Origin of the sequence: Pseudoalteromonas sp. A25 (assembly GCF_009176705.1) — a bacterium.
GTDB lineage: Bacteria > Pseudomonadota > Gammaproteobacteria > Enterobacterales > Alteromonadaceae > Pseudoalteromonas.
This window is the reverse complement of record NZ_AP021847.1, coordinates 61,406-88,242: the sequence shown is the minus strand read 5'-3', so window position 1 is coordinate 88,242 and position 26,837 is coordinate 61,406. Positions and strand designations below refer to the sequence as shown.

Here is a 26,837-nt window from a genome sequence, read left to right as displayed (position 1 = left end):
CATGAAATTTATTAAGCAATTTAGCAAACACGCTGTTCTGGCAGCAACTATAGCACTTTCAACTTCAGCAGTTGCAGAAGAAGCGTTGAACTTAGATTCGTTACTTAAAACTTTAGAGCAAGGACAAGTTGCCCAAAGTAAACAAAACCAAGCTCGTGAAGCAGAATTTAAAGCAAAGCAAGATCAACAAGTTGCGATGCTAAATCAGTTAACGCAAGAGCGTAATGCTGCGCTTACACGTTCTGAGCGTCTCGAAACTCAATTTGAAGAAAACGAAATTAAGTTGCAAAACTTAACTGATACTTTGGCTAAGCGTATGGGCTCTTTAAAAGAGCTATTCGGTGTGCTTCAGCAAGTTGCAGGTGATTCAAGCAATAAATTCCAGACATCAGTGGTCTCTTCTCAAATCCCTGGTCGCAGTGAGTTTATGGACGAAATGGCTAAAAAGATGGGTTCAACCTCTCGTTTAGCATCAATCGAAGACATTGAAAAAGTATGGTTTGAGCTTCAGCGCGAAATGACAGAACAAGGCAAAATCACACGTTTCAATAGCGAAGTGATCGTCGCTGGTGGCTCAAAAGCAAGCAAAGAAGTGATGCGAGTTGGTGCATTTAACCTTATTGCTGACGGTAAGTATTTATCTTATAACCCGGTCACAAACACGATTTCTGAATTAACTCGCCAACCTGTTGCCCGTTTTACTGAAACCGCTGCAGATTTACAAGCGGCTCAGTCAGGCGTTGTTGAGTTTGCGCTAGACCCAACTGGCGGCTCAATTCTGGGTCTTTTAGTTCAAGCACCAAATACACAAGAGCAGGTTCATCAAGGTGGTGCAGTAGGCTACGTTATCTTAGGTGTGGGTGTTCTGGCATTGTTAATCGCATTAGAGCGTTTCATTTCACTAATGCTTATGGGTGCAAAAATAAATCGTCAGCTTAAAGACAGCACTGCACGTGATGATAACCCGCTTGGCCGAGTTATGAAGGTTAAAGATCAGTACCCTAATGTTGCTTACGACACGTTAGAGCTGAAGTTAAGCGAGGCAATCTTACGCGAAATGCCAAAAATTACGCGTAACCTCACCTTGATTAAGATTATCTCTGTAGTTGCACCATTGTTGGGTCTACTCGGTACGGTAACCGGTATGATCAATACCTTCCAAGCAATCACATTGTTCGGAACGGGTGATCCTAAGCTAATGGCTGGTGGTATTTCTCAAGCGCTAGTTACAACAGTGCTAGGTCTAGTTGTGGCAATTCCAACCGTATTCTTATACACACTTCTTAATACACGTTCACGTAACTTGCTACTTATCTTACAAGAGCAAAGTGCGGGGATCATCGCAGAGCGAAGCGAAAAAGGAGCGTAATCGTGGTCCTATTGGTTGAAGCAATCAATGCGCTACGAGAGTTTTTAGATACAGGTGGCCAGGTTCTGCTGGTCATCGGTCTAATCATCTTTGCCATGTGGTTGCTGATTTTAGAACGCTTTATGTTTGTATTTGGACGTTACAAAACATACAAAAATGAACTTTTGACAGCTTGGAAGTCGCGTAGCGAAAGAAACAGTTGGAATGCTGAACAAATTCGTCAGGCTCAGATCTCTAGAGCGGGAATTGAGCTTAACGCTAACTTACCTTACATCAATGTAATGGTTGCGTTATGTCCGTTATTAGGGCTTTTAGGGACAGTAACGGGGATGATTGAAGTGTTTGATGTGATGGCAATTACAGGTACTGGTAGTGCTCGCTCAATGGCATCTGGCGTTTCAAAAGCCACAATCCCAACAATGGCGGGCATGGTTGGCGCATTATCAGGTGTATTTGCATCAACTTACTTGCAGCGCAAAGCGAAACGTGAAGTAGAACTGTTAGAAGACAAAATGCTGCTCGACCATTAAGTCGAGCAGTGATGAGGAAAAGATTATGAGAGCTCCATTAGCAAAAGTATTTCAAGAAGAAGAAGCTGAAGAAATTAACATGACTCCGATGCTTGACGTTGTATTTATCATGTTGATTTTCTTTATTGTTACAGCGTCGTTCGTAAAAGAGGCAGGTATTGATGTAAACCGTCCAGAAGCTGCTACTGCAGTGAAAAAACAACGTGCAAATATTTTAGTAGCGATTTCAGACAAGGGCGAAATTTGGATCAACAAACGCCAAGTGGATATTCGTGCGGTTCAAGCGAATATTGAGCGTTTAAAAGCTGAAAACCCTCAAGGTAGCGTGGTTATCCAAGCTGATAAAAAGGCCACAACAGATATGTTAATTAAGGTGATGGATGCGTCTCGTGCTGCAGGTGCGTTTGATGTGTCAATTGCCGCCCAAGAGTCATAGGTAATCAATTATGCGTTATTTAATAGCACTAATAATCGCAGGGGTTGTTACGTTTTTCTTGTTCCTTGGTATGCAAGCGCTTATCAAGGGCGGTGAAGGGGCGATGACTGAACCTGTGAAAGGTAATGTGCTTGATTTCGTCCGTTTAAAGAAAGAAGAAACGGTGCAAAAGAAAGAGCGCAAGCCGCAAAAACCGCCTACGCCTAAAGAGCCGCCTCCGCCTATGGATGCGCCTCAGATGCAAAGTAATGATTTAGATGCAGCTGGCGCAGACTTTGACTTTAGTGCCAACGTTGAGGCCGATGTTGACCTTGCAGGCGGGCTTGCATTGGAATCTAGTGATGGTGAGTATTTGCCTATTGTTAAGGTTGCTCCTGTTTACCCTCGTCGAGCTTTGTCTCGTGGTATTGAAGGGTATGTCATTGTTGAGTTTGTGGTGACTAAGCAGGGAACTGTGCGAGATCCGAAGGTTATTTCTGCGCAGCCTGAGTCTATTTTTGACCGTGCAGCCTTAGACGCTGCTCTTAAGTTTAAATATAAGCCGCGCGTAGTTAATGGTGAAGCCGTAGAAGTTGCGGGTGTACAAAATAAGATTTCATTCCAAATTAATGGCTAATGGAGTTTTCGAGGTGCGATTATGAAAAACATTAAACAACTAGCAATATACAGTGCGTTATTTATCGCAGGGTCAGCCGCTCCCTCTTTGGTATCGATTGTACCATCGATAGATATTAACTCTGCTTTTGCCGAAACAAAGACCAAGCGTGTACCAGCTCTTAGAGAAAAGGTATACAGTCAACTAGCAAGAGCACAAAAACTAGCCGATGATGGTGATGTTAAAGCAGGACTCGAGGCGCTTGATAGTATAAAAGATAGAGCATCGAGTATGAACTCATACGAGATTGCTATGATGCATAATTTTTATGGGTTTATTTACTACAACGAAAATCAATTAGATAAAGCGATTTCGTCTTTCGAAAAGGTTGTGGCTGAAGAAGGGATCCCTGAGTCTTTACGATTATCTACCACGTTTAGTTTGGCTCAATTAGCAATGGCTAATTCACAATATAATAAAGTGATAGCTTATTTAGATAGCTGGGAGTCAATAAATGCTGGCGTTATACCGGATAATTACTATGTATTAAGGGCTCAAGCTAATTACCAGCTTAAGGATTATGAAGAAGCTATTAAATATATAAACACCGCTGTAGAGTTAAGTGAGTCTAAAGGTAATGTACCAAATGAAAATTGGTTAGTTTTGCAGCGTGCATTATATTACTCGTTAAACCAACCTATAAAAGTAACCGAAGTGTTAGAAAAAATGGTTAACCTTTATAATAAGCCTAATTATTGGATCCAGTTAGCGGGCATGTATGGTGAAATTGGAAATGAAAAAAAGCAGTTAGCCATATTTGAAGCTGCAGACCAACAAGGTTTTGTAAAATCGCGTTCAGAAATAAGGCAACTGGCTCAAGTTTATACCTATAACGGCTTAGCCTTTAAAGCTGCGAAAGTAATGGAGCGAGGGCTACAGCAAGGCGCTCTAGAGAATAATGCTAAAAACCAAGCTTTTATAGCTGAGTCTCTTGTTCAAGCGAAAGAGGATAGCAAAGCGATACCATATTTTGCAAAGGCTAGTGAGCTTGTTGATCATGGTAATTATGATCAAAGACTAGCTGAAATATATATCAATATGGAAATGTTTGATGAAGCCGCTGACGCAGCTCGTTCAGCATTAGATAAAGGACAATTAACGTTTGAATCTAATGCTTATGTTGCATTGGGAATGGCGCAATATAACTTGCAAAATTTTGACGCTTCTATATTGGCATTTGAACAAGCTGAAAAGCATAAAAAGTCGGCAAATCTTGCTAAGCAGTGGATTAAATACGTTAAAAAAGAAAAGCTACATAACGAAACATTAAAACAAGCACTGTTATAGATTTTATAATCGCAACACCAAAGCCGCCTTCGGGCGGTTTTTTTATTTCTAAAAATCGAATTGTCATTTTTGTTTCTATAAAGTGTAACCCATTTGTAATACAGTCAAGTTACTTTATGTCCAAGCTTTTTATGCGCTTATAATTATTATATTTATTGGAGATAAAAATGAAAATTTCTGGGTTATTCAAAGTAAGCCTTGTTGCTTCTGCATTAGTTTTAGCCGGTTGTGGTGGTGATATTAAAGTAACACCAACTGTAAATGATACGAGTGTTACTAACTCTAATAATACTACCACTAATAATACAGGTGGTGCTACAGGTGGCGATACAGGTGGCGACACTGGCGGCGATAAAGTTGAAAACCCATGTACAGCACGCACTGTTGCTGGTAACGAGGTTCAAGGTGCTTTCGAAGCGCCACACTGTGTTTACAGCACAAGCTTTGCAGGTAAAACACTAGAGATTGAAGAAGACATCACGTTTAAAGCATTAGCCAATGGCGGCGCGCACATTTTTGATGGTGCAATCCTAATGGGTAAAAACTGTAACACGACTTTGGGTTGTACAGTTGAAGAAAATGGCCCAACACTGAACATTGAAGCTGGTACGACATTGGCATTCCGTTCAGGTGAAGCGATTATCCGCATTGGTCGCGGTGCAAAAATCAACGCGATTGGTACAGCTGACGCACCAATTACATTTACTTCTGCAAATATTTATCCTGAGTTTGATATTGCTGAAACAGGCCCACAGTTTGCTGACTGGGGTGGTATCATCATCAATGGTTTTGGTTTAACTAACCAGTGTACAAATGCAGAGCGTGCAGCTAATACGTGTAACGCAGAGTCAGAAGGTATTACAAGTCACTTCGGCGGCAATAATAATGCAGATAGCAGCGGTAATATAAAGTTTGCAAACATCTGGTATGCAGGGTCAGGCCCTCGTGAAGGTGGTGACGGTGATGACTTGAACTCACTAACGCTTAACGCTGTTGGCTCTGGTTCGACTTTTGATTATCTACACATTCACCAAGGTTTTGATGATGGTATCGAGTTCTTTGGTGGCGCTGCAAACATCAAGCACATTGTTGTTACTGATACGCAAGACGATGCGATTGACATCGATGCAGGTTGGAAAGGTAACGCGCAGTTCATCTTTGTAAAACACGGTACAGTAACCACTAAGAAAGACGTATCTTTCTATGATGATGGCGAGTTAAAAACTATCGCTGCTGGAACACCAGGCTTTATGGGTAACAACGGCTTTGAGACAGACGGCGAGAAAAACAAAGGTGCTGATTATTCAGAAGTACCTGCATCTAATCCAACTATTGCAAACGTAACTGTAGTGACTACTGATGGTAAATCTATTCGTGACAACAGTTCTTCTCAGGCTGCTAAATTTGATGATGCGATTAGAGGTATGTATTACAACGCGTTATTCGTTAAAGCTGATGGTGCAAACGGCACAGACTGTTTAGAGTTCAAAGATTCTGACGCAGCTGCTAATGCTGAAGCTGACGTTCTGAACTTTAACAACTCAGTATTGGCATGTGTTAACAACTTCAAGAATGATGGTGAGACATTACCTGGCGGTGAAGTTAAAGAAGAGTGGTTCCGCAATGGTGGCTCTAGCTTAGTACTTAACACTGGTGAAGGTGTATTAGCAGCAAACGGCTTTGCAACTAACACTGGCGCAGAAGCAATCACGATTGAAGCAAATAACTTAAGTGGTTTAGACGCTGGTTTCTTTGAGTCTGTTGACTATATCGGTGCGGTTTCTGACAAAGATACTAGCAGCGATTGGTACAAGTGGGTACAAAAATCACTAGCTGCAATTGCTAACTAATAATCTTTTGAGATTTTAATTGTTATCTCGAAGTAGGCGCAGCTAACTGCGCCTTTTTTATGATTTTTGGCAGGATTGCAAATGAATACTCAAATGAAATTAAAAAAAATTGCTTTAGCAGTCAGTTCGGCGATGGTTGTTGGGGTATCAATGCCAAGCATTGCTGCAGAAGAACAGGCAATTGAAGAAGTTGTAGCGGTTGGAACGCGCTTACAAGGTAGTGCTGCGGCGGTAATAGAAGAGCGAAAAAACCAAGCATTTGTTGCTGACATTATGGGCGCTGAGCAACTTTCTCGCACTGGTGATAGTGATGCAGCTTCTGCACTCCGTCGTGTAACGGGCTTAACACTTGTTGATGGAAAGTTTGTTTATGTTCGTGGATTGGGTGAGCGTTATTCAAGTGCTCGACTAAATGGTGCGTCAGTACCAAGTCCAGATCTGACTCGCAATGTTGTGCCTCTAGATATTTTCCCTTCAAGTATCATAGAAAGTTTGGCGGTACAAAAAGCATACTCTCCTTCAATGCCAGCAGCATTTGGTGGCGGTAACATTGATATTCGCACCAAGTCTGTACCTACAGAATTTACAGCGGGCATTGAGGTGGGTGTAGGTATGAACTCTAACTCTGACGAAGGCTATATATATAGTCGCCCTAGCAATGGTCAACCTGCGGCATTGCACAGCGCAGTGCTTCGATACAAAGGTGACTTTAGCCTAAGCGCCATTGTAGACAGAGATTTTATTCAAAACACAGAAACACAGACACGTGCTGAGCAAGCAGCGGCAATCAACAAAGCGTTAGTTTTGTCGTTACCAAGAGACATTAAAGTTAAAAAAGAGTCACTTGACCCCAACTTCGATATTAAAGCAAATATCGGTAATAGTTTTGATGAAGACTATTTTGGTGGCACGATTGGTGTGATGCTTGCCGGTGCTTACGATAGTGATTGGTCTTACTCTGAGCGTAAAACTGGTGTCACAGATGATGCGCCAAGTGATGATTGCTCTACTTCTTTGGCAACAGAAGCTGACTCTAAAAATAGCTGTTATGTAACGTTCAAAGATTCAAAGGTAACTACTGAAAATGAACGTATAAGCGGCGTGTTTAATTTAGGCTACAAATTAGATCAGCAAAGCGTACACTATTCTAAAATCTATCTGCAAGATAATGAAGACGAAGTAAATCTATCGGTGTTACAGAGCCCTAATGGCAGTACAGTAAGAACAATTGCAGGAACGGGACAAGCACAGCGTTCTCATCGCTTTAACTATGAAGAGCGTACTTTGGATGTTGATCAGTTTATAGGCCAACATACTTTCTTAGATTACTGGGGTATTGGTGCTGATTGGCAATATACCGAATCTAAAGCTGAAACTCGTATTCCAACGAACATTGAATACAAGTTTATTGATCAATTCAAAAACGGCACTTACGATACTTCTATAGTGACAGGCGATGACAACCGAGCGAATTTCGCATTCACCGACATGGTTGATAATGTTAAGTCTTATAGCGGAAATGTAACATTGCCTCTGACGTTTGAAAATCTAGAAGTAACTTTAAAAGCAGGTTATGACTTTTTAGACAGGGCCCGTGTGTACAATACTTCCAATTTTGCGATTAACAATGATACCGGTATCCCGGTCCCAGTTAATAGTGACGTTGAAAACATCAATAACCTGACTACTTATCTGTCGGACGAGTTTGTTAATAGCAATGACTTCTTTATCGCATTTAATGAGCCAACAGCACCAAGTGCAGATGATTATACTGCGGCACAGAAAATTGACGCAGGCTACTTAGAGTTCGACGTTTTCTTTGATAATGCATGGCGCGTCAGTGGTGGTCTTCGTTATGAAGATTTTAAACAAGTGACTATCGGTACCTCGAGCTTGATTTTTGATAAGATCACGCAGGGTATTTATTACTCTGAAGAGAGAATAAAAGAAGGTACAGTTAACCAAGACGACGTATTTAGTTCTTTAGCGTTAACTTATTTGGCTGAAAATAACTATCAAGTTCGTTTCAGTTACGGTGAAACAACCGTTCGCCCTGACTTGCGTGAATTGGTTGCTGTTGCTTACTTTGACCCGCTAACGGACATTAAAACGTTTGGTACGCCGGGTTTGAAAAGTAGTGAATTGAAAAACTATGATGCGCGTTTTGAATACTACATGGACAATGGCGACAACTTCTCGGTAGGTGCGTTCTATAAAGACATCGCAAACCCAATCGAGACGGTACTTCGTGTAGGCGATGAAGACTACAGCGCATCATTTGTTAACGGTATTGATGGCGAAGTGTACGGTGTTGAAGCTGAATGGTTACATGACTTATCGTATGCTGCAAGTGGCTTGTTCACATCGGGTAATATCACCTTAAGTGACTCTGAAGTTTCAATCGATCCCGCGTTTGCGGGTAACTTAACTAATCCAACAAAGCGTATGACTGGTCACTCAAAATATGTTGTTAACTTACAAATGGGCTTTGACTCAGCAGATGGTCAGCATAGTGGTTCAATTGTATATAACGTATTCGGTGAGCGTATTTTGGCCTCGGGTATTGGTGGTCGACAAGATGCATTTGAACAACCATTTCACTCGTTGGATTTAGTATACACTTGGTATCCTGACTTTAATTCTAAAGTTAAGTTCAAAGTTAAAAACCTGTTAGGTGAAGATCAAGAAGTAACACAGTCTGATCTAATTGTTAGACAAAAAGAAGCAGGTACAACAGTAAGTGTTAACTATAGCTATGAGTTTTAATTAAAAGCGAAAGCAATACACAAAAATCAGTACTATAAAAAGCCAAGGTTACAGCCTTGGCTTTTTTGTTTTCTCATAAAAAGTAATTAGATTTGATTGCGAAAATATGACACGTAACGTAGACTATACACATTCAGTTGAGCTTTTTGTGGCTGAACCAGTTAATTTAAGTATAAAGCTCAGTATGTTAATAAATCTGTAATCTTTATACTTTAAAGTGCACACAATCTTAAAGGTTATAATTAATAATTATAAACAAACCTCGAACCGAGTTCTGAATTGATGTCGTGAACATCAGATTAGGACAACCTTTACATGTTGTATCCAAACCCCGCTTTGCGGGGTTTTTTATTGCAAGTAAATTCTCAACTAATTGAACCTATGAGTTATTTTTTTGTTCTTTTGCATATAAGTGCTTTCTTGAACTAGCTTTGTCTTAAGTTTAAACTTTGCTTAATTTATACAAAATCACTACGCATAGTGACTCTAGTTTTGGTAAAAAGTAGTAAATTAGTTCCAATCACTTTTTTAGTAAGCCCCCATGTTGTGTATACAAATAGTCACTAATATCGAGAAAATAATATTAAATTTTGGCTAGTCGAACTCTATCATATTTGTTATTTTGGACGTCTAGACTCACGCAATGTCTATTAATCTTAAATGAAGGTAAAACAATATGAATAAAGTCGGACTCGTTGGTTGGCGTGGTATGGTAGGCTCAGTGCTTATGCACAGAATGATGGAAGAAAATGATTTTGCACAGATTGATGCTCATTTTTTTACGACATCACAAACTGGCCAGTTGGGGCCTGATTTTGCGGGCACCCCTAAACCTCTACAAGATGCTAACGACGTAACAGCTTTGGCACAAATGGATGTGATTATCTCATGCCAAGGTGGTGACTATACCAAGTCAGTTTATCCTGCATTGCGTGAATCAGGGTGGGATGGTTACTGGATTGATGCAGCATCGGCACTGCGTATGTCTTCAGATAGCATTATTGTTCTCGACCCAGTAAACAACGATGTAATTACGCAAGGCTTAGAGCAGGGCGTAAAGACGTTTGTTGGTGGTAACTGTACCGTGTCTTTAATGTTATTGGCGCTTGGTGGTCTATTTGAAAAGGATTTAGTTGAATGGGTTAGCCCAATGACTTACCAAGCGGCATCAGGCGCTGGAGCACGTAATATGCGTGAGCTAATCACCCAAATGGGTGATATTCATGCCTCAGTGGCCGACTTATTAGATGATCCAGGCTCTGCAATTCTAGAAATTGATAAACTCGTTGCTGAAAAAATTAAGTCTGAAGATTTGCCCAAAGACCAATTTGGCGTGCCATTGGCCGGTAGCTTAATCCCGTGGATCGATGTGCCGATGGAGTCGGGACAGTCAAAAGAAGAGTGGAAAGCTCAGGTTGAAGCAAATAAAATCTTAGGCTCTTCAAAGTCACCAATTCCAATTGATGGTCTATGTGTGCGTATCGGTGCAATGCGTTGTCATTCACAAGCAATGACCATCAAGCTTAAAGAAGATATTCCAGTGGATGAGATTGAGCGTATTCTTGCATCTCATAATGATTGGGTGAAGGTGATCCCCAATGATCGAGATACAACAGCGCGTGAACTTACGCCAGTGAATGTAACCGGAACGCTTGATATTCCAATTGGCCGCATTCGGAAACTTAGCATGGGACCAAAATATATCAGTGCATTTACTGTAGGCGACCAATTACTTTGGGGGGCTGCAGAGCCGCTACGCCGTATGCTTCGAATTATTTTGGGTTAAATGATTCATACGAAAGGCACGTAAAGTGCCTTTTTTAGTTTTTGTTCCAGTATTTATCAAATAATCTTGGAAACTGCTCCTTGAGCAACTTTGGTTTATTTCTAAACCTTTTACCTTGAGGCTGAAAATTGACAACATTGTGATAGGGGAGTTCTTCGCCAGTAATATCTTCATACAACAGCCCTGCGACCAAATCTAGTTCGTCACAATAGGGCGCTGGCAATTCATTAACCATAGGAATATGTTCATAACCAGCTAGATAATCAGGGCTACTCAATATTTGAGTTATATTATCTTTTCCTTGTAATATCAGCCAATTACAAAAGTCCAAAAAGTCATACTCTGTATTGCAACCGCACAACACATAAGCAAATGCCCAGTTATCCCAGTGCCAAAGCATACGCAGTTGTTGTGTGTATAGCTCGTCGAACTGAGCTATTTCGTCTTTTTCTAGGGTTGAAAGTGCAGTTCTCAGCGCAAGGTTTACATCATCTTCGTTTTGCACTGAGGATATAATTTGCCAGAAAGTATCAATGTTCATTTATAAACTTGTCATTTTTAACATAACGAGATCTTATCATAGCCTTTAAAACAAGCGCACCTCTATAGACGTATTACGGTTATTGTTGTAGATTCCCGTTGCATTTAAAAAAGAGTGAAAAGCAATGTTTGATAGTGGATTTGCCTGTATTGGATTAACCAACCCTAAAAGCCCCAGCAATGTTGGCGCAGTGATGCGAGCAGCAGGGTGCTATGGTGTAAATTCTGTATTTTACACAGGAAAGCGCTTTGAAAATGCTCGAAAATTCACAACAGACACCAAAAAGGTATATCAAAACATACCACTTATTGGTACTCAGTCTTTGGGGGATGTGTTACCTCTGGGCGCAACGCCGGTGGCGATAGAGCTTATCGAGGGGGCCAAACCGCTTACCGAATATGTTCATCCCAAAAGTGCATTTTACTTATTTGGCCCAGAAGATGGGTCGCTCGATAAAGAAACACTTAAGCTTTGCCAAGACGTTATATACGTACCTACGCAAGGTTGCATGAACTTAGCTGCTACTGTAAACGTGGTACTTTACGATAGATTGCTAAAATCAGGTGTGACATTTAATCACGATGAAATAATTCGTAGCAGCAGGGATAACAATAACAACATCGTTCTAACCGACTTGTTAGCAAAGTGATAGTTGTAATGAATTTACCAATTACAACTTAATACTTTGTTATACCAGCTTTTATTTTCAAATTTTTTGGCACTAGCATGTTCCACTCGTGGTACATTTACACCCATAAGTGATGCCAAGTGATTTTTAATGAGTGTTTTAAGCTGTGGCCCTGCAAGTTTATCAAATGTACTGAGTAGTTCTTGTCGTTGCATGTCATTCGGTTTTACACCCTGAGTGTATTGGAATGCAGAATTAACCCAAAATAGGTAAGCTTTTTTCGACTCATCTGAGTACTCATTCGAGAGCTGTGAAATATGCGGGTACAAGCGTTGAAAATCAATACTTTTATTTTGCAAAACAAAAGTAAACAGTAAATTTATTCCAGAGTTTAAGTGTCCAGAATAGTTATTTGCCAACTGGAACGCAGATAAAGCATCACGAAAACGCATCTCGGCTTGTTTTATGTTTCCTTGGTCCATAGCGATTGTACCAAGGTTATTATCAATGGTTGCAATGGCACGCTGATCATTTAGTCGTTGTGCGATAGGTGTTGCTTCTTCGTAGATTGACTTAGCGAGCGTGTAGTCTTTTTTGTAGCGCGCCACAATGGCGCTGCTGATCAATATAGAAATTTGTTGACTAGACGTATCAGCATGTTTTAACGCGCATGAGAAAACATGTTGTGCAGCATCAAAATAGTTCGTTTTTCTAAGCCATATACCCGTACCGCTTAATACAGACACAATTTTATTTGCAAAAGCAGGCTTATCATCCAATTTGAACAACGTTTCTAGTATAGGATCGATATCATCTAGGTGATTAAGTGTCAGTGAAGTTCGTAACTTTAATGCGTAGAACGTGACTTGTTGATCATCAGGCAGCGATTCGACATGAGGTATTTTGTTGAGAATTGCTAATGATTTTGCAGGATTGGATCGCATAAAATACTGTGCGCGCGAGAGTTCATACTCTGAGTCTGTTGTAAGTGAAGCTGAACCAAATGCACTCGTGAGCATGCAATAACAGAAAAATAATAATAAAGCGGGTTTGTACAACAATAACAATCCACCGATGGAGTTTGAGTTACGTTAATTATAGGATGCACAATAATGTGGTCAAGCTTAGCGCTTTAAAGTCCGATATTGTCTAGTATTGGACTTTTTTTAGGTTTAAAAATGGGATGCGCTATATGGCGAGAAGTCGCAAAGTACGCAAATTAAAACCACCCATAATTTACGTTATGTTAAATTGAGTTGCTTTCTAAAAACGCCTTCAAAACCTGACAAAACCATTTTAATTTAAATTTGGCTCAAAGTTGTTTGCGCTCTGCTCGTTCAAATTTTTATAATCCCTACTTAACGAACCTAAAAGCGCCTTTCACATCAAAATTAATATAAAAGGCGCTAACAAAGCTATTTTTTCAAGGTAAATTGATATTGCCCCGTTGATTGGCTATCCCAGCTATAGATTTTGAAGCGATAGTAACCATAAGGCGCTTGGTATTCTATTTTTTCAACAGACTGAGGTTCCGTAGACGATTTAACTAATTGCCATTGTTGTCGGCTTTCGTTCCAAACTTCTAAACTAAGCTCTAAATCAGCTTGGTTGTCGCCATGTAACAGTCCGGTTAGTGATCCACCTTGGTATTCAAACCATTGACCGTTTGGCTGAATATCTACCTCATCTTTCGTTGATATTTCACCCATGTAGGTTTCACTATCGTCGTTTTTACCTTTAAGCGTTACGTTCAATTTGGTATTTGTTACCGTGGTGTTGGCAAATATACGAATAAAATACGTGCTGCTGTGAGCGGTTAGTGAGCAATACTCATCATTGGTAGCAGATGCGCTCATACAGTCGTAGTTCTGTAGACTGGCCTGTGTATCTTTTTTCACATAAAGATCTGCATTGCCCTGCCCATCAGCCAAGTTAAACTCTACTAACTGATGATTATCATCGGCATTAACTTTAAAGCACATGCTTGTTTGGGCGGCGATATTTTTTAATGTCACCATGGTGTTAGGAGTTAACGCGTGTGCTTGGCAGCTATCATCAATAGGATCGTCGTCATCCTTCAGTTCAACCACTGTATTTAGTGTTAAGTTGTTAAAATCGCTATATGCAAAAACAGTAATATAGTAGTCTCCAGCTGTAGCTTGTGATGAACAGCTTTCGTTTGAGTTTTCACCATCAGATTTACAGTCATAGTTGCTTTGCGTCGCTATTTGTCCCTTGTGGATAAATAGATCTGCATCCCCATTGTTCCCTTCAGTGAACACGCGATAACTTTTTACAGAGTCAGTCAGTGATAACTTAAAACACTGTGATTGGCCTTGAGTGCCCGCTAAGCTAACGCTTTGATTGTGTTCTATTGCGACAACCTCACATTGCTTAACTGGTTCTTGAGGCCCGTATAGATGAGCAACTGCTGCAATATCACCTTGGCTTAGACGCTGGCCGTTGCCCACATTGTATTCGTTTACATTGCGGTCAAGGATCTCTATTGTTCTTCGTCCACCAATACCAAAGGCATTAATTCGATAGTGCATAATAGATTGATAGTCATACTCACCGTGTGATTTACCTTGATGATTGCCTATGCGTTGAAAGTTATACGCCATATTGCTGGAGATGTTACGCCAAATCAGTCTGATGTAGTTATCTCTATCTGGGCGGGTTTGTTCATGAAATAAGCCAACAGCATGGCCAATTTCATGAACTGCGGCCCCTCTTCCACAATTATTTGCAAGTGTCAGTGTTTGCGCGCCGCCAGAGCGACCAATCCAAGAACTACATCCACCGCCATTTTGTACTACCACATAGTCACGTTGGTTGGTGCGTGGCACGAGTCGAATGTTGGTATTTGCATGCCAATGTTCGACGGCATATTGAAAGTCTCGTCGAGCTTGGTCACCTAAGCTTCGGTCAATAACATAAGGTATCACACCGTTTGGCCAAATATAGCTTGAACTTGTGTGCCTTATTGCACCCTGTATCGAATTAAACTGAGAATTGTCATTATGTATATGCGGTGTTGCACTGGTATTGAGTTGAAAGCCATTCTGTTTTAACGTCGCGGTATCTCCCAATATCATGTCACCTACATATCCATAACCGCCAATATCAACAACGTTTAACACGCTCCCATCTTTATTTTGTATTGTGAATACATCTCTACCTTCACTAGAGTATCCGTATTTAGATTCTCCTTTGTCGAGGTTAGGCTCTGGTGAATAGATTGGGATCCACTCTCCTGCTAACCCTTTCGTTGAATATGAAACAAGCACAGCAATTACTGCGCCCGTTACTAACTTGTTAATTTTAAACATCAAATTTTCCTTGGAATGAGTTTTCTCGGTAGTTAATTGACTAAATAATGCTTTGACTTGGAGCTGTGCAATTTTGAAAGTCAATAACTAGGGGTAACTTAAGGATAGATATTTACAATAATTTTATGTTTTTATAAAAATACAGTGACAAAAAACACTAAAGTATTTATATATTATAAATAATTTCAATGGTTTAGTTCTTTGCGAATATTTGTGTAGCACTAGACTCTTTCCATATAAACGCAATGTAGGATGGGTCATCGCAATAGGAAAAGCATGCGCTTGGCACTTTTTAGCGCCTTACACTGTTAAAATTTAGGGATGAGTGATGAACATATTTATTTACTAAATTTCAGTGTGTTATGTGTTTTTCTTGAGTGGTTAAGGCATTTGTAATGTGCTGTAACATACATTTATTTACATAGCTGCTACATTTATTTATGTCTACACGGAAAGGCGAAACGGCATGCATGCTTAAGGATGTAAGTTTGCGGTACTTGCCAAACATTAAACTCATAACAATTTCAGATTTAAATTCGTCCATGGCGCTTAAAAGTTGCTTAGCTAACTAAAAGGCTCAGCTATATCAGCTTTTATTCGTTATGACGCAGCATAAAATCAAGGAACTAACATGACCCATTGTAAACTAGGCAGTGAAATTAAATACAAATCTATTCCCGGATCAGTTGAAGTCGCTATTGTTGGCGCTGGTATGTCAGGCTTATACAGTGCTTGGCGGTTACAAAATGAATCAGATGTGTGCGATTACGCTATTCTTGAGCGCTCAGACAGAACCGGTGGTCGATTAGATTCAGATCTCATTAAGTTTAAAAATCAAAAAAAGGGTCCAGGTGAGCCTGATACAATAACTGTAAAAGAAGAGCAAGGCGGCATGCGCTTTTTGTTCGATGGCATGGATGACTTGATGGCGTTGTTTTTAAAACTAGATTTACAAGATGATATCGTGCCATTCCCAATGAACAGTGGTGGTAATAATCGGCTGTATTTTCGTGGCAAAAGCTTCTCTGTGAATCAAGCCAAAGAAGATAACTTTGCTATTTGGTCTGAGCTATATAACCTTGATCAGCCCGAACAAGGAATGAACCCAACTGAAATTGTTAATGTGGTATTTAATCGCATTTTACAGGCTAACCCTCAGTTTAATGAGCGTCCTAAGGTTAAAGGGCCTCAGTTTTGGCAAGATTTTCGTTTAGAGTGCAAGTGGAAAGATAAAGGGTTAAACGAATGGTCGTTATGGGATCTATTCTCGGATATGGGCTATTCACAAGAGTGCATTACCATGCTGTATCGTGCATTAGGCTTTAACGGCACATTTTTATCAAAAATGAACGCTGGTGTAGCTTATCAGTTACTTGAAGACTTTCCTGCCGACGCTAACTTTCGCACCTTTAAAGATGGTTTTAGCACACTACCTAATGCGCTTGTAGAGCAAATTGGTGAGCAGCGTATTCATTTAAAGACCGAAATTGAAGCGATAGATTACGATAAAAACTGTGAAGAATATATTTTGCGTTATACCCGCGAACAAGAAGACGGTTGTTTAGTTAATGGCGAATTACGTGCTAAAAAGGTGATTTTAGGTTTACCTAGACTTGCTCTAGAGCGATTATTTGTAGGGTCAAATGCGTTTAATGACTTACCAAAAGAAGAATCGAAAAAGATTTGGAATACGCTACAAACCTCGACAAATCAGCCACTACTGAAAATTAACTTGTATTACGATACGCCATGGTGGGCCACAGGTATAACTGGTCGACCTTCAGTTGAGTTTGGACCAAATTTTGCCGACTTGCCAACCGGTTCTGTATATCCATTTTATGCAGTGAACGAGCCGTTAGTTGCTTCGCTAATGTATCAAGAGCGCAAAACAACCACTGACAAAGCAACCCAAGCTAAGTTAGATGAAATCGATGCCAAGAAGTACGACCGCCCTGCCGCACTGACTATTTACTGCGATTACCTGAATATAAACTTTTGGAGTACGTTACAAAATAAAGGTGAGCTGTATCACAATCCAAACCAAGATCAGTATGTGCGTAGCGTACCTTCTGACATCTACCCTGCATCAGTTGCTGTGGTTGAGCAAGCAACGGCATTCTTTAAAGATATCTTTGATACACGATACGTACCGCAACCCGTTTTGACCAGCGCACGTATTTGGGAAGGTAGTGTAGACTTTGACTTACCTATGAGCCAGCAATTTGGCTATGGTGTACACCAATGGGCTGTGGGTGCCGACGACAAGCAGGTAATGGCAGATTTAACGGAACCACTACCTAACTTATTTACCTGTGGTGAAGCGTTTTCGGATTACCAAGGTTGGGTTGAAGGTGCGCTGCGCTCAACAGACTTAGTACTTGAAAAAGGCTTTGGATTACAACCTTTAAATAAACTTTACACAGAACAAACTGGTGTCACGCCATCTGCAGCAATCAAAGCGGCGTATGAAGAAAATGCATCGCGATTAATTCATGAGTACATTGACCCTAAACTTGCTCTTTGTGATGCACCGATAGACGAAACTGTAGATAGAAGCAGTATTTTAGGTGTTAGCTTAACCTATTTCGACAAAGTTTAAACAGACCAATTGGAGGCCCTGCGCCTCCTTTTTCAATTTACTGCATGAGAATAACTATGAATAATGTAATTGATAAATATTGCGTTGCGGATTATTTAAAGCAGCGTTTAGAAGAAATTGGTGTAGAACAAATGTTTGGTGTAGCAGGTAACTACACCGCAGCGCTTCTGGATGTCATTTTATCTGACGACAACTCACCAATAAAAATCTCTGGCAATGCCAACGAGATATGTGCAGGTTTTGCAGCTGATGCGTATGCGCGCCTTAAAGGGGTTAGCGCGTTGTATGTGACATACAGTGTAGGCGCCTTTAGTTTACTAAATACCATAGCAGGGTCTTTTGTTGAGCAAGTGCCTGTTATCCTGATCAATGGCGCACCAACAAATAAAGAAGACCAAATTTCAAAACAAGCTGGCTTGTTGTATTCTCACACAACGGGCTATGATTTTGTTGATATTCATATGTTTAAGCCGATAACAGTCGCGGCTGAGAGGATAACCAACGCGCAACAAGCGCCTTACCAAATTGATTCGGCTATCACCGCTATGTTGACACAAAAGCGGCCAATTTATTTTGAAGTGGCTGAGGATGTATGGCGAACTCCGTGTCAAAAGCCTCAAGGTAAGCTAGCCTCAGGCGTAAATGCCACGATAACGATAAGCGAAGCACACAAAGCGGCGCAAGCAACTGTAGAGTTGATGTTAAGTAAACCAAACAGCATTTTTTGGGCTGGCATAGAATTGCAGCGCTATGGTTTGCAAGATAAGTTTTTATCACTGCTCGACTTACTAAACCAGTCTCATACCCTACCAAATAAGCACATACATTTCGTTACTACGGCTTTAAGCAAATCGGTCATTGAAGAAACTCATCCTTGGTTTGAGGGATGTGTAACATTAAAAAATGAAGAGATAGATAAGCTTGTAGGCGATGACGGTGCGCTTATCGGTATTGGTGCGTGGACAACAGGAAAAGACACTGGTAATCAAGATATTCGCAGCAGTAAAACGGTACTCGCTGCGCACGATGGAGTATTTGTAGGGGCTAACTTTTACCCATCAGTGCAGCTAGAGCAGTATTTAGATGCTCTGATTGCCAAATTTACTACGCTTGCTCTAGCTGACTCTGAAAAGTTCTCAGGGTTGCGTTTAAATCATTCGTTAATCAAACAAGCTCAAACTTGTCCAAACTCTGATAGTACGCTCGGCTACGACAACTTTTTCCATGCAATGAGTCAATGGATCAGCGAAGACGATGTAATGATTGTTGATGCGGGCTTCCCTCTTATCGGTGCTCAAGGGGTTAAAATACCATCTCGAAATGGTTTTATAGCCCAGGCTGCATGGCTTTCTATCGGTTACTCAGTGCCAGCAGGGACTGGCGTAAAATGCGCGATGCCTGATAAGCGTGCAGTAGTTGTTGTAGGTGATGGTGCTTTTCATGAGACTTGCCAAGCTGTTGCTGATCAGCATGCATATAGCCAGAATACGGTGGTATTTGTTATTGCCAATGGTATTTATGGCATTGAACAATACTTAGTAAACCCTAATCCATTTAGACAGCCGCCAGTTGATTACAAAGATGAGCTATTGGATAACGTATATGCATATAACGAACTACCCAGTTGGAAAATTGCTAAATTAACAGATGCTTTTGGTGGTGTTGGTCGTACAGTGAGCAAAATGGACGAGCTCATGGCTGTGATGGAAGAGATCAGATGTAACCCTGACATCAATTTTCTTGTTGAAGTGTGCATACCTAAAGAAAATGTACCGTTGTCGATTGCACAAGAAGCAAGTAGTGCAGTTGGCGAGGATGAAATTGATAATCCAAATTGGCCACCGGCAGGCAAGTTTTAAAGCGTATTTATTGATAAGGCTCATTGCTTAGTGCATTGAGCCTTATCTTCCATAATTCTATGCCTATTTTGCTTTTGTAAACCCCCTTTACGTAATCCATATACAGCAATAGCGCCTGAACAATCCTGTAAATAACTACCATTTTATTATAAGGTAAATGGGCTCTCCCGGCTTTTTTACTTGGCGCTTGCGTGAACACACTTTTTAAAAGGATAAACAAATGCAATACATTATAACTGCACACGACTATAAAGATGATGAGGCGATAAATCGTCGATTGGCGGTTAGAGATGCACACTTTGTAGGAATTAAAACACTGATAGAGAAAGGTCATTTTTTAAGCGGTGGCGCCATGTTAGACGAAACCGGTAAAATGATAGGCTCATCGGTTCATGTTGAATTTTCAACCAGACAAGAGCTTGATAACTGGCTTAGTGATGACCCATACGTGGTTAACAAGGTTTGGGAGAGTATCGACATAAAGGAGGCACGTCTTGTGCCGGTAGAGCAATATAAAACCTTTTAAGCGGCAAAAAGTTATGATTTAGTTTGTTTGATAACTTGAGCACATGATGTAGTGGTTTGTTTAAACCACTACAAGCACAACAGCTTTAGCCGATTTCGACTTAAACAAGCGTATGTATTATTGAATAAATATAACGCTTATGGGCATACCTGCTCTGTATAACATACAGGGTAACTATGCTGACACATCCAAGCTGCCGTGTATCCACCCGCAATATTTGGTGTTTGTTCAACAGGTATGTTTTTGGAGTTATTAAGGTTTTTGACTGATTTTTTATTGAGCTTAATTTTCATTATATAGTTCCTTTGATTAGTTCATAAAATAGACTATCTGAGTAAATGCTTATAATAAAGTGAATAATATTCAGCCAATTATTTTAATTTAACCAGAACTCGGGATAATGGATATGGCACAGTCAGTTATATCAGTCCATTACAAGAGTAAATCATACAGTGCTGCTATTTTTGTGCAGTTCAAGGCGAGTTGGCGTACGTAATAGCGAGCTATTGCTAGCGAATTCAACGCAGAAATACGCAAAAAGTGCTGTGCATGTTGTTTATCCCGAGTTTAGGTTCATTTACCTTATTCCTAGTGATTGAGTTTGCAGTGGATAGCGTGACGCAAAAGCACGCATTGGCAAACTCGTTGCGTTGTGGTTGTTCATTTATATGGATAGTAAATACTTTGTAGTGCTTACTGGAGCTGGTGTGTAGTTATGAGTACGAAGGGCTAATCCATGTCAAATGATATCAAGTTCATAAACTAATAGTTGAGTTTGCCCTAAAGCTTATATTGGCAAACTCATTTTAAATACTGGATTAATTACTTGGCTGTTTTTCTAACGTATTGATACTTACATGCGGCCACTTTATTAATCCTGGACCATTCGGACTGTCAAAAAACTCTAATAGAACGGTTTGTGTGTATTGCAATAGCATACGGGGCTCGCCGTTAGAATGTTTCTCTTTTAATTCATAAATCCAAAATATCGAACTTACTTCGGCAGCGTTAGCTTGTCGAGTGACAAAAGGAATGTTGTTAACACCTCCACTGCCCATAGCAGTATCCACTTTTAACTGTGTAACGCTGGCTATTTCATTAGCACTAAAAAATGGAGTAATTGCCGATCTGAGCAGATCATTTGGTTTAGTAGGGTTAAATATGCCTTTGAAAGGCTGATCATTAAAATGAGCATAAGGTTTTAGGTATGGGTTAGATAAGTCTTGGTTTACTCCAATAGGTAGGCCATTTAAATTGGGTATGTCAAAGCCAGTTGTGTTTGTTTGACTTTTGCCAAGTGCCATCACCGCATCACCATGAGGTATACTAGATAGTCTAGCTATATTGATGTCGCCTGTTGTATGATCTTTCATATGTAGCCACAAGCCTGGTTCATGATGAATAGCTAAGCCAGCGCCTCCGGCTAAACCTGAATCGGGGAAATCAGCAGCGGCAATTTGTTCAATCGCTTGCACGTAATCTATCGTGAATACCTCTTGGTCGCCATTCATACCTCTGTTGGGAACGTTTTTATCCACAAGCTGAAAAGTCAATGTTTCGTTGTATTGATTGTTAAGCAGTCGATAATCATGGTTGCCTGAAGGAAATGGCAGAGCGATCATATTCCATCCATGGCCTTTAAATTGACCAGTATTTTGCCAAATGCCAGGCAGTTGGCTAAGTGGACCTAGTTCTGGCTCTTCGCTTTTTGTGGATTGAAGTGTACGTTGTGAAATTCTTTGTTCTACTTGACCTGAGTTAGACATGTTCCCTCCTATTTGTCGGTGTCTATTGCTACATTTTGCCCCTTATGTTTAGTTTGAAAGTTTTAACATTTCCATTACAAGCAATTACACAAGCAGTAGTCAGGGGATCTGTTTAAGTGGGTGAATATAGATATGTTATTCAGTATTTTTTAAAGAGTGCAATTTATCAATGCGTAATTTTTGCTCAGAGTTTGTTGATTTTTTTGAGATGTATTGCCGTATTTAGCAGTTTAAAAGTTAACAATATATTTATATAAAAAAAATACTTCTTGCTATAAAATCTACGGCATTCAGTATCAAAGAGTTAAAAGTTATTTGTATGTTGCTTGGCCACCGACCACGCGGAGACGAACTGACTCTTTTGCTAATTTTTATGATTTTGATTAAGGAAAACCAATGAGAAAACTTATAGTTGCATTAAGTATGGTCAGCGCTTTTTGTGCCAATGCTGCAAGCGTTGATAGAGGCAAGATCACCGAGATTTACACTGATAATGTAGGACATGTTGGGTTAAAAATAGATACGGGCTATGTTGATGCGCAAAGAAATGGCGAGTGTCACAGTAATAATGGATGGGCTGGGCTTTACGATCCACACCCAAATTTACTGAGTACAATTTATCATGCACATCAAACTGGTGCCGATGTAACGGTCGTTACTGAAGGATGTGAAGGAGCAACTTGGATCAGATTAAAGTCACTCTATCTTAAAACTACAAGTAACTAAACAGGGCCATTTGTTAAGGTATAAGCAGGAAAACAGCATTGTTCTCCTGCTTATATCTGTTGAATAGGCCTGATTTTATGAAACAGCTTTGCAAGCGAATTACTCTTTTTTCAATAACCATGCTTGGGCTTGAGCCTGATCTGTAAATTTTTCCACTTGCGCTCCTATGAACCAACCTGCGATTTTGGCCAGTGTGTCTTGCCATGGATGAGAGCCGATAAGCGCCACCTTATCAAAACTAGAGCCATATTTTAAACCGAGCTTAAGGTCGTCCCAAGCGGCTTGTAGCTCCCAGCCTTCAAGATGGGTCATATCTGCAAGCACTTTGATATGAGGGTGTGCGACTTGCTGAAAAGCTCCCTCTAACATGGGCGTAATGGTTTTGTAGTCCTCGTGGGTCAATGTGCCAAATGCTTTCATATGCACAATAAATTGATCGTTAAGTCTTTCTATTCCTATGGAAAATCCGTGGTGCTGAGACATTTGTAAACTCCATGAATATTTTACATGATGCCACTTTAATTTAGGGGGTGATTAACTATCTAACAAGTACAAAACACTTAGGTTTTGATGCAGCGCATGGTTTTTGGGAAATGTTCGCAATTTCGGTATTAAAGGTGCCCTACTAAAGTTCAGTACGGCACGCATTGGATTGTTTAGTTCGATTGTTCAACTGAAGGGTGATCAATACCTGTCCATGCTTTAAACAGCTTCTTTTGTGCATCATCGGGGTGTTCGATGGCACTTATTCTTTTTGGAAGGTTAAACCCTTTTTCAAGTATAACCTGGGTACTCATGAGCTCGTCTCGACGGATGAAGTCAACTTTAACCCTATCACCACCTTTGAAATAAGACAGTGAATCTGGCAATGTGTCGCGCACATGCTGGTTGTTGAATGCGACTATCTTATCTCCTGCTGTAAGCCCCGCTTGCCAAGCTGAGCTATTACGAGCAACATGCTTAATTGTTAGTAGTTGACCTGTATGCTTAACGTCTATCTGTAAATTAGCTGTGGGTATGGCTTCAGCAGGGTAATCGTACACAAGCCCAACTTTATCTAGCAGATTTTGTATATCTATATCTAAGGGTGAATTAATGTGCTTATCCCACCATGTACTGTAGTCACGGCCAGATATTTGTCTTAAAATATATTTTACATCTGCGCTGGTAAACGATTTGGGTAACTTGAACTGTTTATATAAATGTTTATGTACATCTCGATAGCTGACTTTACCTTCGCTTTTGCTCAGCAAGTCTATATCTAGCGCCAATGATATCAATGCACCCTCTCTATAAATGCTGGTACTGTAATTTTTGCCGTGGTCTCCACCTTGGTTGATCCATTTATCAAAACTTGCTTGAGCGGCCGGCTGTACCTCTCTACCTGGCGTAGCAAAGTGTGCATTTAAAGTCTCAGTTAAATTATTGAAAAATTCAGGGGCAGTTGTGATCCCTGCACTCAGTAGCAGGTAATCTTCTAAATAACTTGTTGAACCTTCAGATAGCCAAAGCAAATCACTATAGTTTGGGTTAATGTAATCATAAGGCACTAACCCTGCTGGGCGATATGCCTTAACGTTCCAAGTGTGAATAAATTCATGAGCTGCGGTAGATATAAAGCCTACATAGTCTTTACGCTTTGCAAAACTATCTCGGTGACGTTGAATAATTGTAGAATTTAAATGTTCGGTAGCACCACGTGCGCCACTGGTGGCGTGAACCATGAATACATAACGATCATATGGATAGTCTTGCCAAATCAAAGAGCCCGTATTAACTAACTTTTTTAGGTCTACGAGCATCTGCTCGACATTGTAGTTACCCTGGCCCCAGATCACTAATTCATAGTTTCGTCCATCAACGGTGAATTTATGTAACTCATTTACACCTGTTTCAATCGGTGAGTCTACTAGAACGTCATAATTAGCTGCCGTGAAACTATGTTTATCATGCGCGTATTCCATGCCTGATACTGAGCGCCATGGCTTGGGAACATCTAAATCAACTAACACTGGTTCTTGACGAAATGATTCAGAAAACATGAAGAACCCAGAAGCATCAACAAATGCGTGGGTGTCGTCGATATGTCTAGCGCGTTTTCCTAGTTCGTTGGCGTACACCTGGTAACTCACTTTAACCTGTGTTGGGGAGTCTAAATGAACACGCCATGTACTTTTGTCTATTTTGCGCCAATTAAGAGTGTCGCCTTTTTGATCTGTTGCATTGAAATAGCGAATACCATTGGCAAGATCTAATACTTCATAGCGCCCGGTGCGCCAATCTGGTAATTTGATATCAAGGTGAGCTTGAGCTGACTTTGGAAACTCAACAGTCACGTTACCTAAGTGATGTTCGCCTTGATCTATTGTTAGTTTATATTCTACTTGAGCGAAGGAATTGAATGTTATAAGAGTAAGTGGGATAAGAAAATGTTTGTATTGCATTGTATGCCCGAGTTGGAATTAATACTTTGAGGATATCAAAACACCAAAGCATGTCTAAAAAACTCGGTGAAAGCACAATATGTTCGATAAATTACAAAGAACATAAAATTCGTAAACACAACGCAAATAATTGATGTAAACTTAAGTTAAAACACTGAAGATGATGGAAGTAGTTAATATTGGTAACTAAAAACTCTGCGCTTCTAGAAAAAAAGCTAGAACAAACAATAAAAGCTAGAAAGGCTTTAGAGACCGCGCGCAAGCATCAAGTGGATGTGTTATCTAATTTTGCCGCTAAGCTGTCGCTAAGTTGTAAAGGGCAAGATGTAGCACTTGATAATCAGCTTGCTAAGTTTCGTAGTGCGCTGCAAAAAGGCATGGATTTCGAAGAGCTAGAGCCTCTGATCGATGGGATGAATGATATCCTAAAACATCAAGAAGCAACCATTAGTACAAACAACCGTTCTCTGCAGCAAAGTATCATGCAGGCCGGTAAGCAACTGCAAAAAATCAGAGGCTTACCCGAGGATGGGCGCAGAAAGCTACGTCACCTTTTGGACCATGAGTTATCAAATATCAACACAACGAGTGACTACATACCAGTACTCGAAAAGCTCTCGAGTATTTATCAGCAAGCGTTACAACTAAAATTATCGCAAGCGGATATCGTAAATGACGCAGAGCAATTGCAGCAGTCACCAGAGATCGCCAACGAACTATTAAATTTAGCGAATGAACTGACCTTTGATGAAGACGTATCTCAGGAAGTCAAAGCGATAAAAAATGCGATTACTTTAAATGATAGTATCGATTCATTGCTCAATTCAGCATTGAATATTATTAAAGTGATAGTTAAGAGCATCAGTCGTGAGCGTCAATCAGCGCAAGGCTTTTTGGTTTCTCTAAACCAAACTTTAGAAGAGCTCAATAGCTCGATAGTCGCAACAACTAAGCACTCTCAGAGTGTAAATAAGCAAATTAGCAGTTTAAATAAGCAGATAGAATCAAAAATTGAACGGTTGAATAGTCACACACAAAAAGCAACGACTATCAGTGAATTAAAAAGCTTAGTTGATGGCGAATTAAAACTGTTAAGCCAAGACTTGATAGAGCGTGAGCGCATTGAAAGTGAAGATAAAAAAGCGTTATATGAGAGTTTTGAAAAAATTAACGACCGCATTAGTGTGTTAGAGACTAAAGTAAATACATATAAAAAGCGGCTGTCAGAACAACGTTTTAAAAGCTTACTTGATGGCTTGACCAAACTACCGAACAGGGCCGCATTTGATGACAGGTTTAACCAAGAGTTTCATTTGTTTGGTATAAATAAAAGCGACGTGACACTGGTTGTAATTGATGTTGATCATTTTAAATCAATCAACGATAAATATGGGCATAGTGCTGGTGACAAAACTTTGCAAGTTATAGCAAGGGCACTGAAAAAAGCCATACGTAAGACAGATTTTATCGCGCGGTACGGCGGTGAAGAGTTTGTCGTGTTGATGCCCGGTATGCATTTACAACATGCTAAACCACCCCTAGAAAAGTTACGTAACGTTATAAAGTCGATCCCTTTTAAATTTAAAGAGACGCAAGTACAAATCACCATATCTCTAGGTGCAACGCAATTTAAAGATGGTGACACCCCGCTATCTGCATTTGATAGAGCGGATAGCGCACTTTACGAGGCAAAAAATAGCGGTCGTGATCGCCTTTGCCTTCGTGAATAACAAGGAG

General features: G+C 40.3%; 21 protein-coding genes. 14 read left to right on the top strand and 7 right to left on the bottom strand.

The annotated features are described in order from the left end of the window. Position 1: 1 nt before the first annotated feature. From GDK41_RS17065 to asd, 8 genes are all read left to right on the top strand, one after another. Entirely contained in the window at positions 2-1,369 is a 1,368-nt protein-coding gene (locus tag GDK41_RS17065) for a MotA/TolQ/ExbB proton channel family protein (protein ID WP_152087687.1), read from the top strand. A 2-nt stretch (positions 1,370-1,371) separates the two neighbouring features. Further along, positions 1,372-1,899: a MotA/TolQ/ExbB proton channel family protein gene (locus tag GDK41_RS17060; protein ID WP_152087686.1), complete on the top strand. Its 528-nt coding sequence runs from the start codon at positions 1,372-1,374 to the stop codon at positions 1,897-1,899. Positions 1,900-1,924: 25 nt separating this feature from the next. Continuing rightward, complete coding sequence (locus GDK41_RS17055) at positions 1,925-2,335, top strand: ExbD/TolR family protein (RefSeq protein ID WP_152087685.1); 411 nt, start codon at positions 1,925-1,927, stop codon at positions 2,333-2,335. 10 nt (positions 2,336-2,345) lie between these two features. Then, positions 2,346-2,951 (top strand): energy transducer TonB, encoded by a 606-nt coding sequence (locus tag GDK41_RS17050; protein WP_152087684.1) that lies wholly within the window; start codon positions 2,346-2,348, stop codon positions 2,949-2,951. A gap of 21 nt (positions 2,952-2,972) precedes the next feature. Beyond that, positions 2,973-4,277 carry a tetratricopeptide repeat protein gene (locus GDK41_RS17045; RefSeq protein WP_152087683.1) on the top strand — a complete coding sequence of 435 codons (1,305 nt, stop codon included), beginning with the start codon at positions 2,973-2,975 and terminating at the stop codon, positions 4,275-4,277. A gap of 167 nt (positions 4,278-4,444) precedes the next feature. Beyond that, positions 4,445-6,127 (top strand): hypothetical protein, encoded by a 1,683-nt coding sequence (locus GDK41_RS17040; RefSeq protein ID WP_152087682.1) that lies wholly within the window; start codon positions 4,445-4,447, stop codon positions 6,125-6,127. 81 nt (positions 6,128-6,208) lie between these two features. Continuing rightward, complete coding sequence (locus GDK41_RS17035) at positions 6,209-8,893, top strand: TonB-dependent receptor domain-containing protein (RefSeq protein ID WP_152087681.1); 2,685 nt, start codon at positions 6,209-6,211, stop codon at positions 8,891-8,893. A 676-nt stretch (positions 8,894-9,569) separates the two neighbouring features. Then, entirely contained in the window at positions 9,570-10,679 is a 1,110-nt protein-coding gene (gene asd / locus GDK41_RS17030) for an aspartate-semialdehyde dehydrogenase (protein ID WP_152087680.1), read from the top strand. Between the two features lie 34 nt (positions 10,680-10,713). On the opposite strand, the gene GDK41_RS17025 is transcribed toward asd, so the two are convergent. Next, positions 10,714-11,220, bottom strand: coding sequence for a DUF4240 domain-containing protein (locus GDK41_RS17025; protein WP_152087679.1), 507 nt, complete (start codon positions 11,218-11,220; stop codon positions 10,714-10,716). A gap of 124 nt (positions 11,221-11,344) precedes the next feature. On the opposite strand from GDK41_RS17025, the gene GDK41_RS17020 reads away from it, so the two are divergent. Beyond that, on the top strand, positions 11,345-11,869 hold the full coding sequence (locus GDK41_RS17020) for an RNA methyltransferase (protein WP_152087678.1): 525 nt from the start codon (positions 11,345-11,347) through the stop codon (positions 11,867-11,869). A 14-nt stretch (positions 11,870-11,883) separates the two neighbouring features. Here the strand turns inward: GDK41_RS17020 and GDK41_RS17015 are convergent, their stop codons facing one another. Beyond that, positions 11,884-12,792 (bottom strand): tetratricopeptide repeat protein, encoded by a 909-nt coding sequence (locus GDK41_RS17015; protein ID WP_152087677.1) that lies wholly within the window; start codon positions 12,790-12,792, stop codon positions 11,884-11,886. A 471-nt stretch (positions 12,793-13,263) separates the two neighbouring features. After that, positions 13,264-15,180 carry a M12 family metallopeptidase gene (locus GDK41_RS17010; protein WP_152087676.1) on the bottom strand — a complete coding sequence of 639 codons (1,917 nt, stop codon included), beginning with the start codon at positions 15,178-15,180 and terminating at the stop codon, positions 13,264-13,266. A 631-nt stretch (positions 15,181-15,811) separates the two neighbouring features. Here GDK41_RS17010 and GDK41_RS17005 point away from each other — a divergent pair. The 3 genes from GDK41_RS17005 (at position 15,812) to GDK41_RS16995 (ending at position 20,164) form a co-directional block, all read left to right on the top strand. Continuing rightward, positions 15,812-17,779: an FAD-dependent L-amino acid oxidase gene (locus tag GDK41_RS17005; protein WP_152087675.1), complete on the top strand. Its 1,968-nt coding sequence runs from the start codon at positions 15,812-15,814 to the stop codon at positions 17,777-17,779. Positions 17,780-17,835: 56 nt separating this feature from the next. Continuing rightward, a complete protein-coding gene (locus tag GDK41_RS17000; protein ID WP_172971664.1) occupies positions 17,836-19,638 on the top strand; it encodes an alpha-keto acid decarboxylase family protein in 1,803 nt (600 codons plus the stop codon). Between the two features lie 220 nt (positions 19,639-19,858). Continuing rightward, a complete protein-coding gene (locus GDK41_RS16995; RefSeq protein WP_152087673.1) occupies positions 19,859-20,164 on the top strand; it encodes a YciI family protein in 306 nt (101 codons plus the stop codon). Positions 20,165-20,301: 137 nt separating this feature from the next. Here GDK41_RS16995 and GDK41_RS20270 read toward each other — a convergent pair whose 3' ends face one another. Both GDK41_RS20270 and GDK41_RS16990 read right to left on the bottom strand, forming a co-directional pair. Beyond that, positions 20,302-20,457: a hypothetical protein gene (locus GDK41_RS20270; RefSeq protein WP_172971663.1), complete on the bottom strand. Its 156-nt coding sequence runs from the start codon at positions 20,455-20,457 to the stop codon at positions 20,302-20,304. 525 nt (positions 20,458-20,982) lie between these two features. Further along, entirely contained in the window at positions 20,983-21,930 is a 948-nt protein-coding gene (locus tag GDK41_RS16990) for a heme-binding protein (RefSeq protein ID WP_152087672.1), read from the bottom strand. A 396-nt stretch (positions 21,931-22,326) separates the two neighbouring features. Here GDK41_RS16990 and GDK41_RS16985 point away from each other — a divergent pair, with 396 nt between their 5' ends. Continuing rightward, a complete protein-coding gene (locus GDK41_RS16985; RefSeq protein WP_152087671.1) occupies positions 22,327-22,656 on the top strand; it encodes a hypothetical protein in 330 nt (109 codons plus the stop codon). Positions 22,657-22,755: 99 nt separating this feature from the next. Here the strand turns inward: GDK41_RS16985 and GDK41_RS16980 are convergent, their stop codons facing one another. Further along, a complete protein-coding gene (locus GDK41_RS16980; protein WP_152087670.1) occupies positions 22,756-23,139 on the bottom strand; it encodes an STAS/SEC14 domain-containing protein in 384 nt (127 codons plus the stop codon). Between the two features lie 173 nt (positions 23,140-23,312). Next, entirely contained in the window at positions 23,313-25,100 is a 1,788-nt protein-coding gene (locus tag GDK41_RS16975; RefSeq protein ID WP_152087669.1) for a M61 family metallopeptidase, read from the bottom strand. 179 nt (positions 25,101-25,279) lie between these two features. On the opposite strand from GDK41_RS16975, the gene GDK41_RS16970 reads away from it, so the two are divergent. Then, positions 25,280-26,830: a GGDEF domain-containing protein gene (locus GDK41_RS16970; protein ID WP_152087668.1), complete on the top strand. Its 1,551-nt coding sequence runs from the start codon at positions 25,280-25,282 to the stop codon at positions 26,828-26,830. The last annotated feature ends 7 nt before the right edge of the window (positions 26,831-26,837 follow it).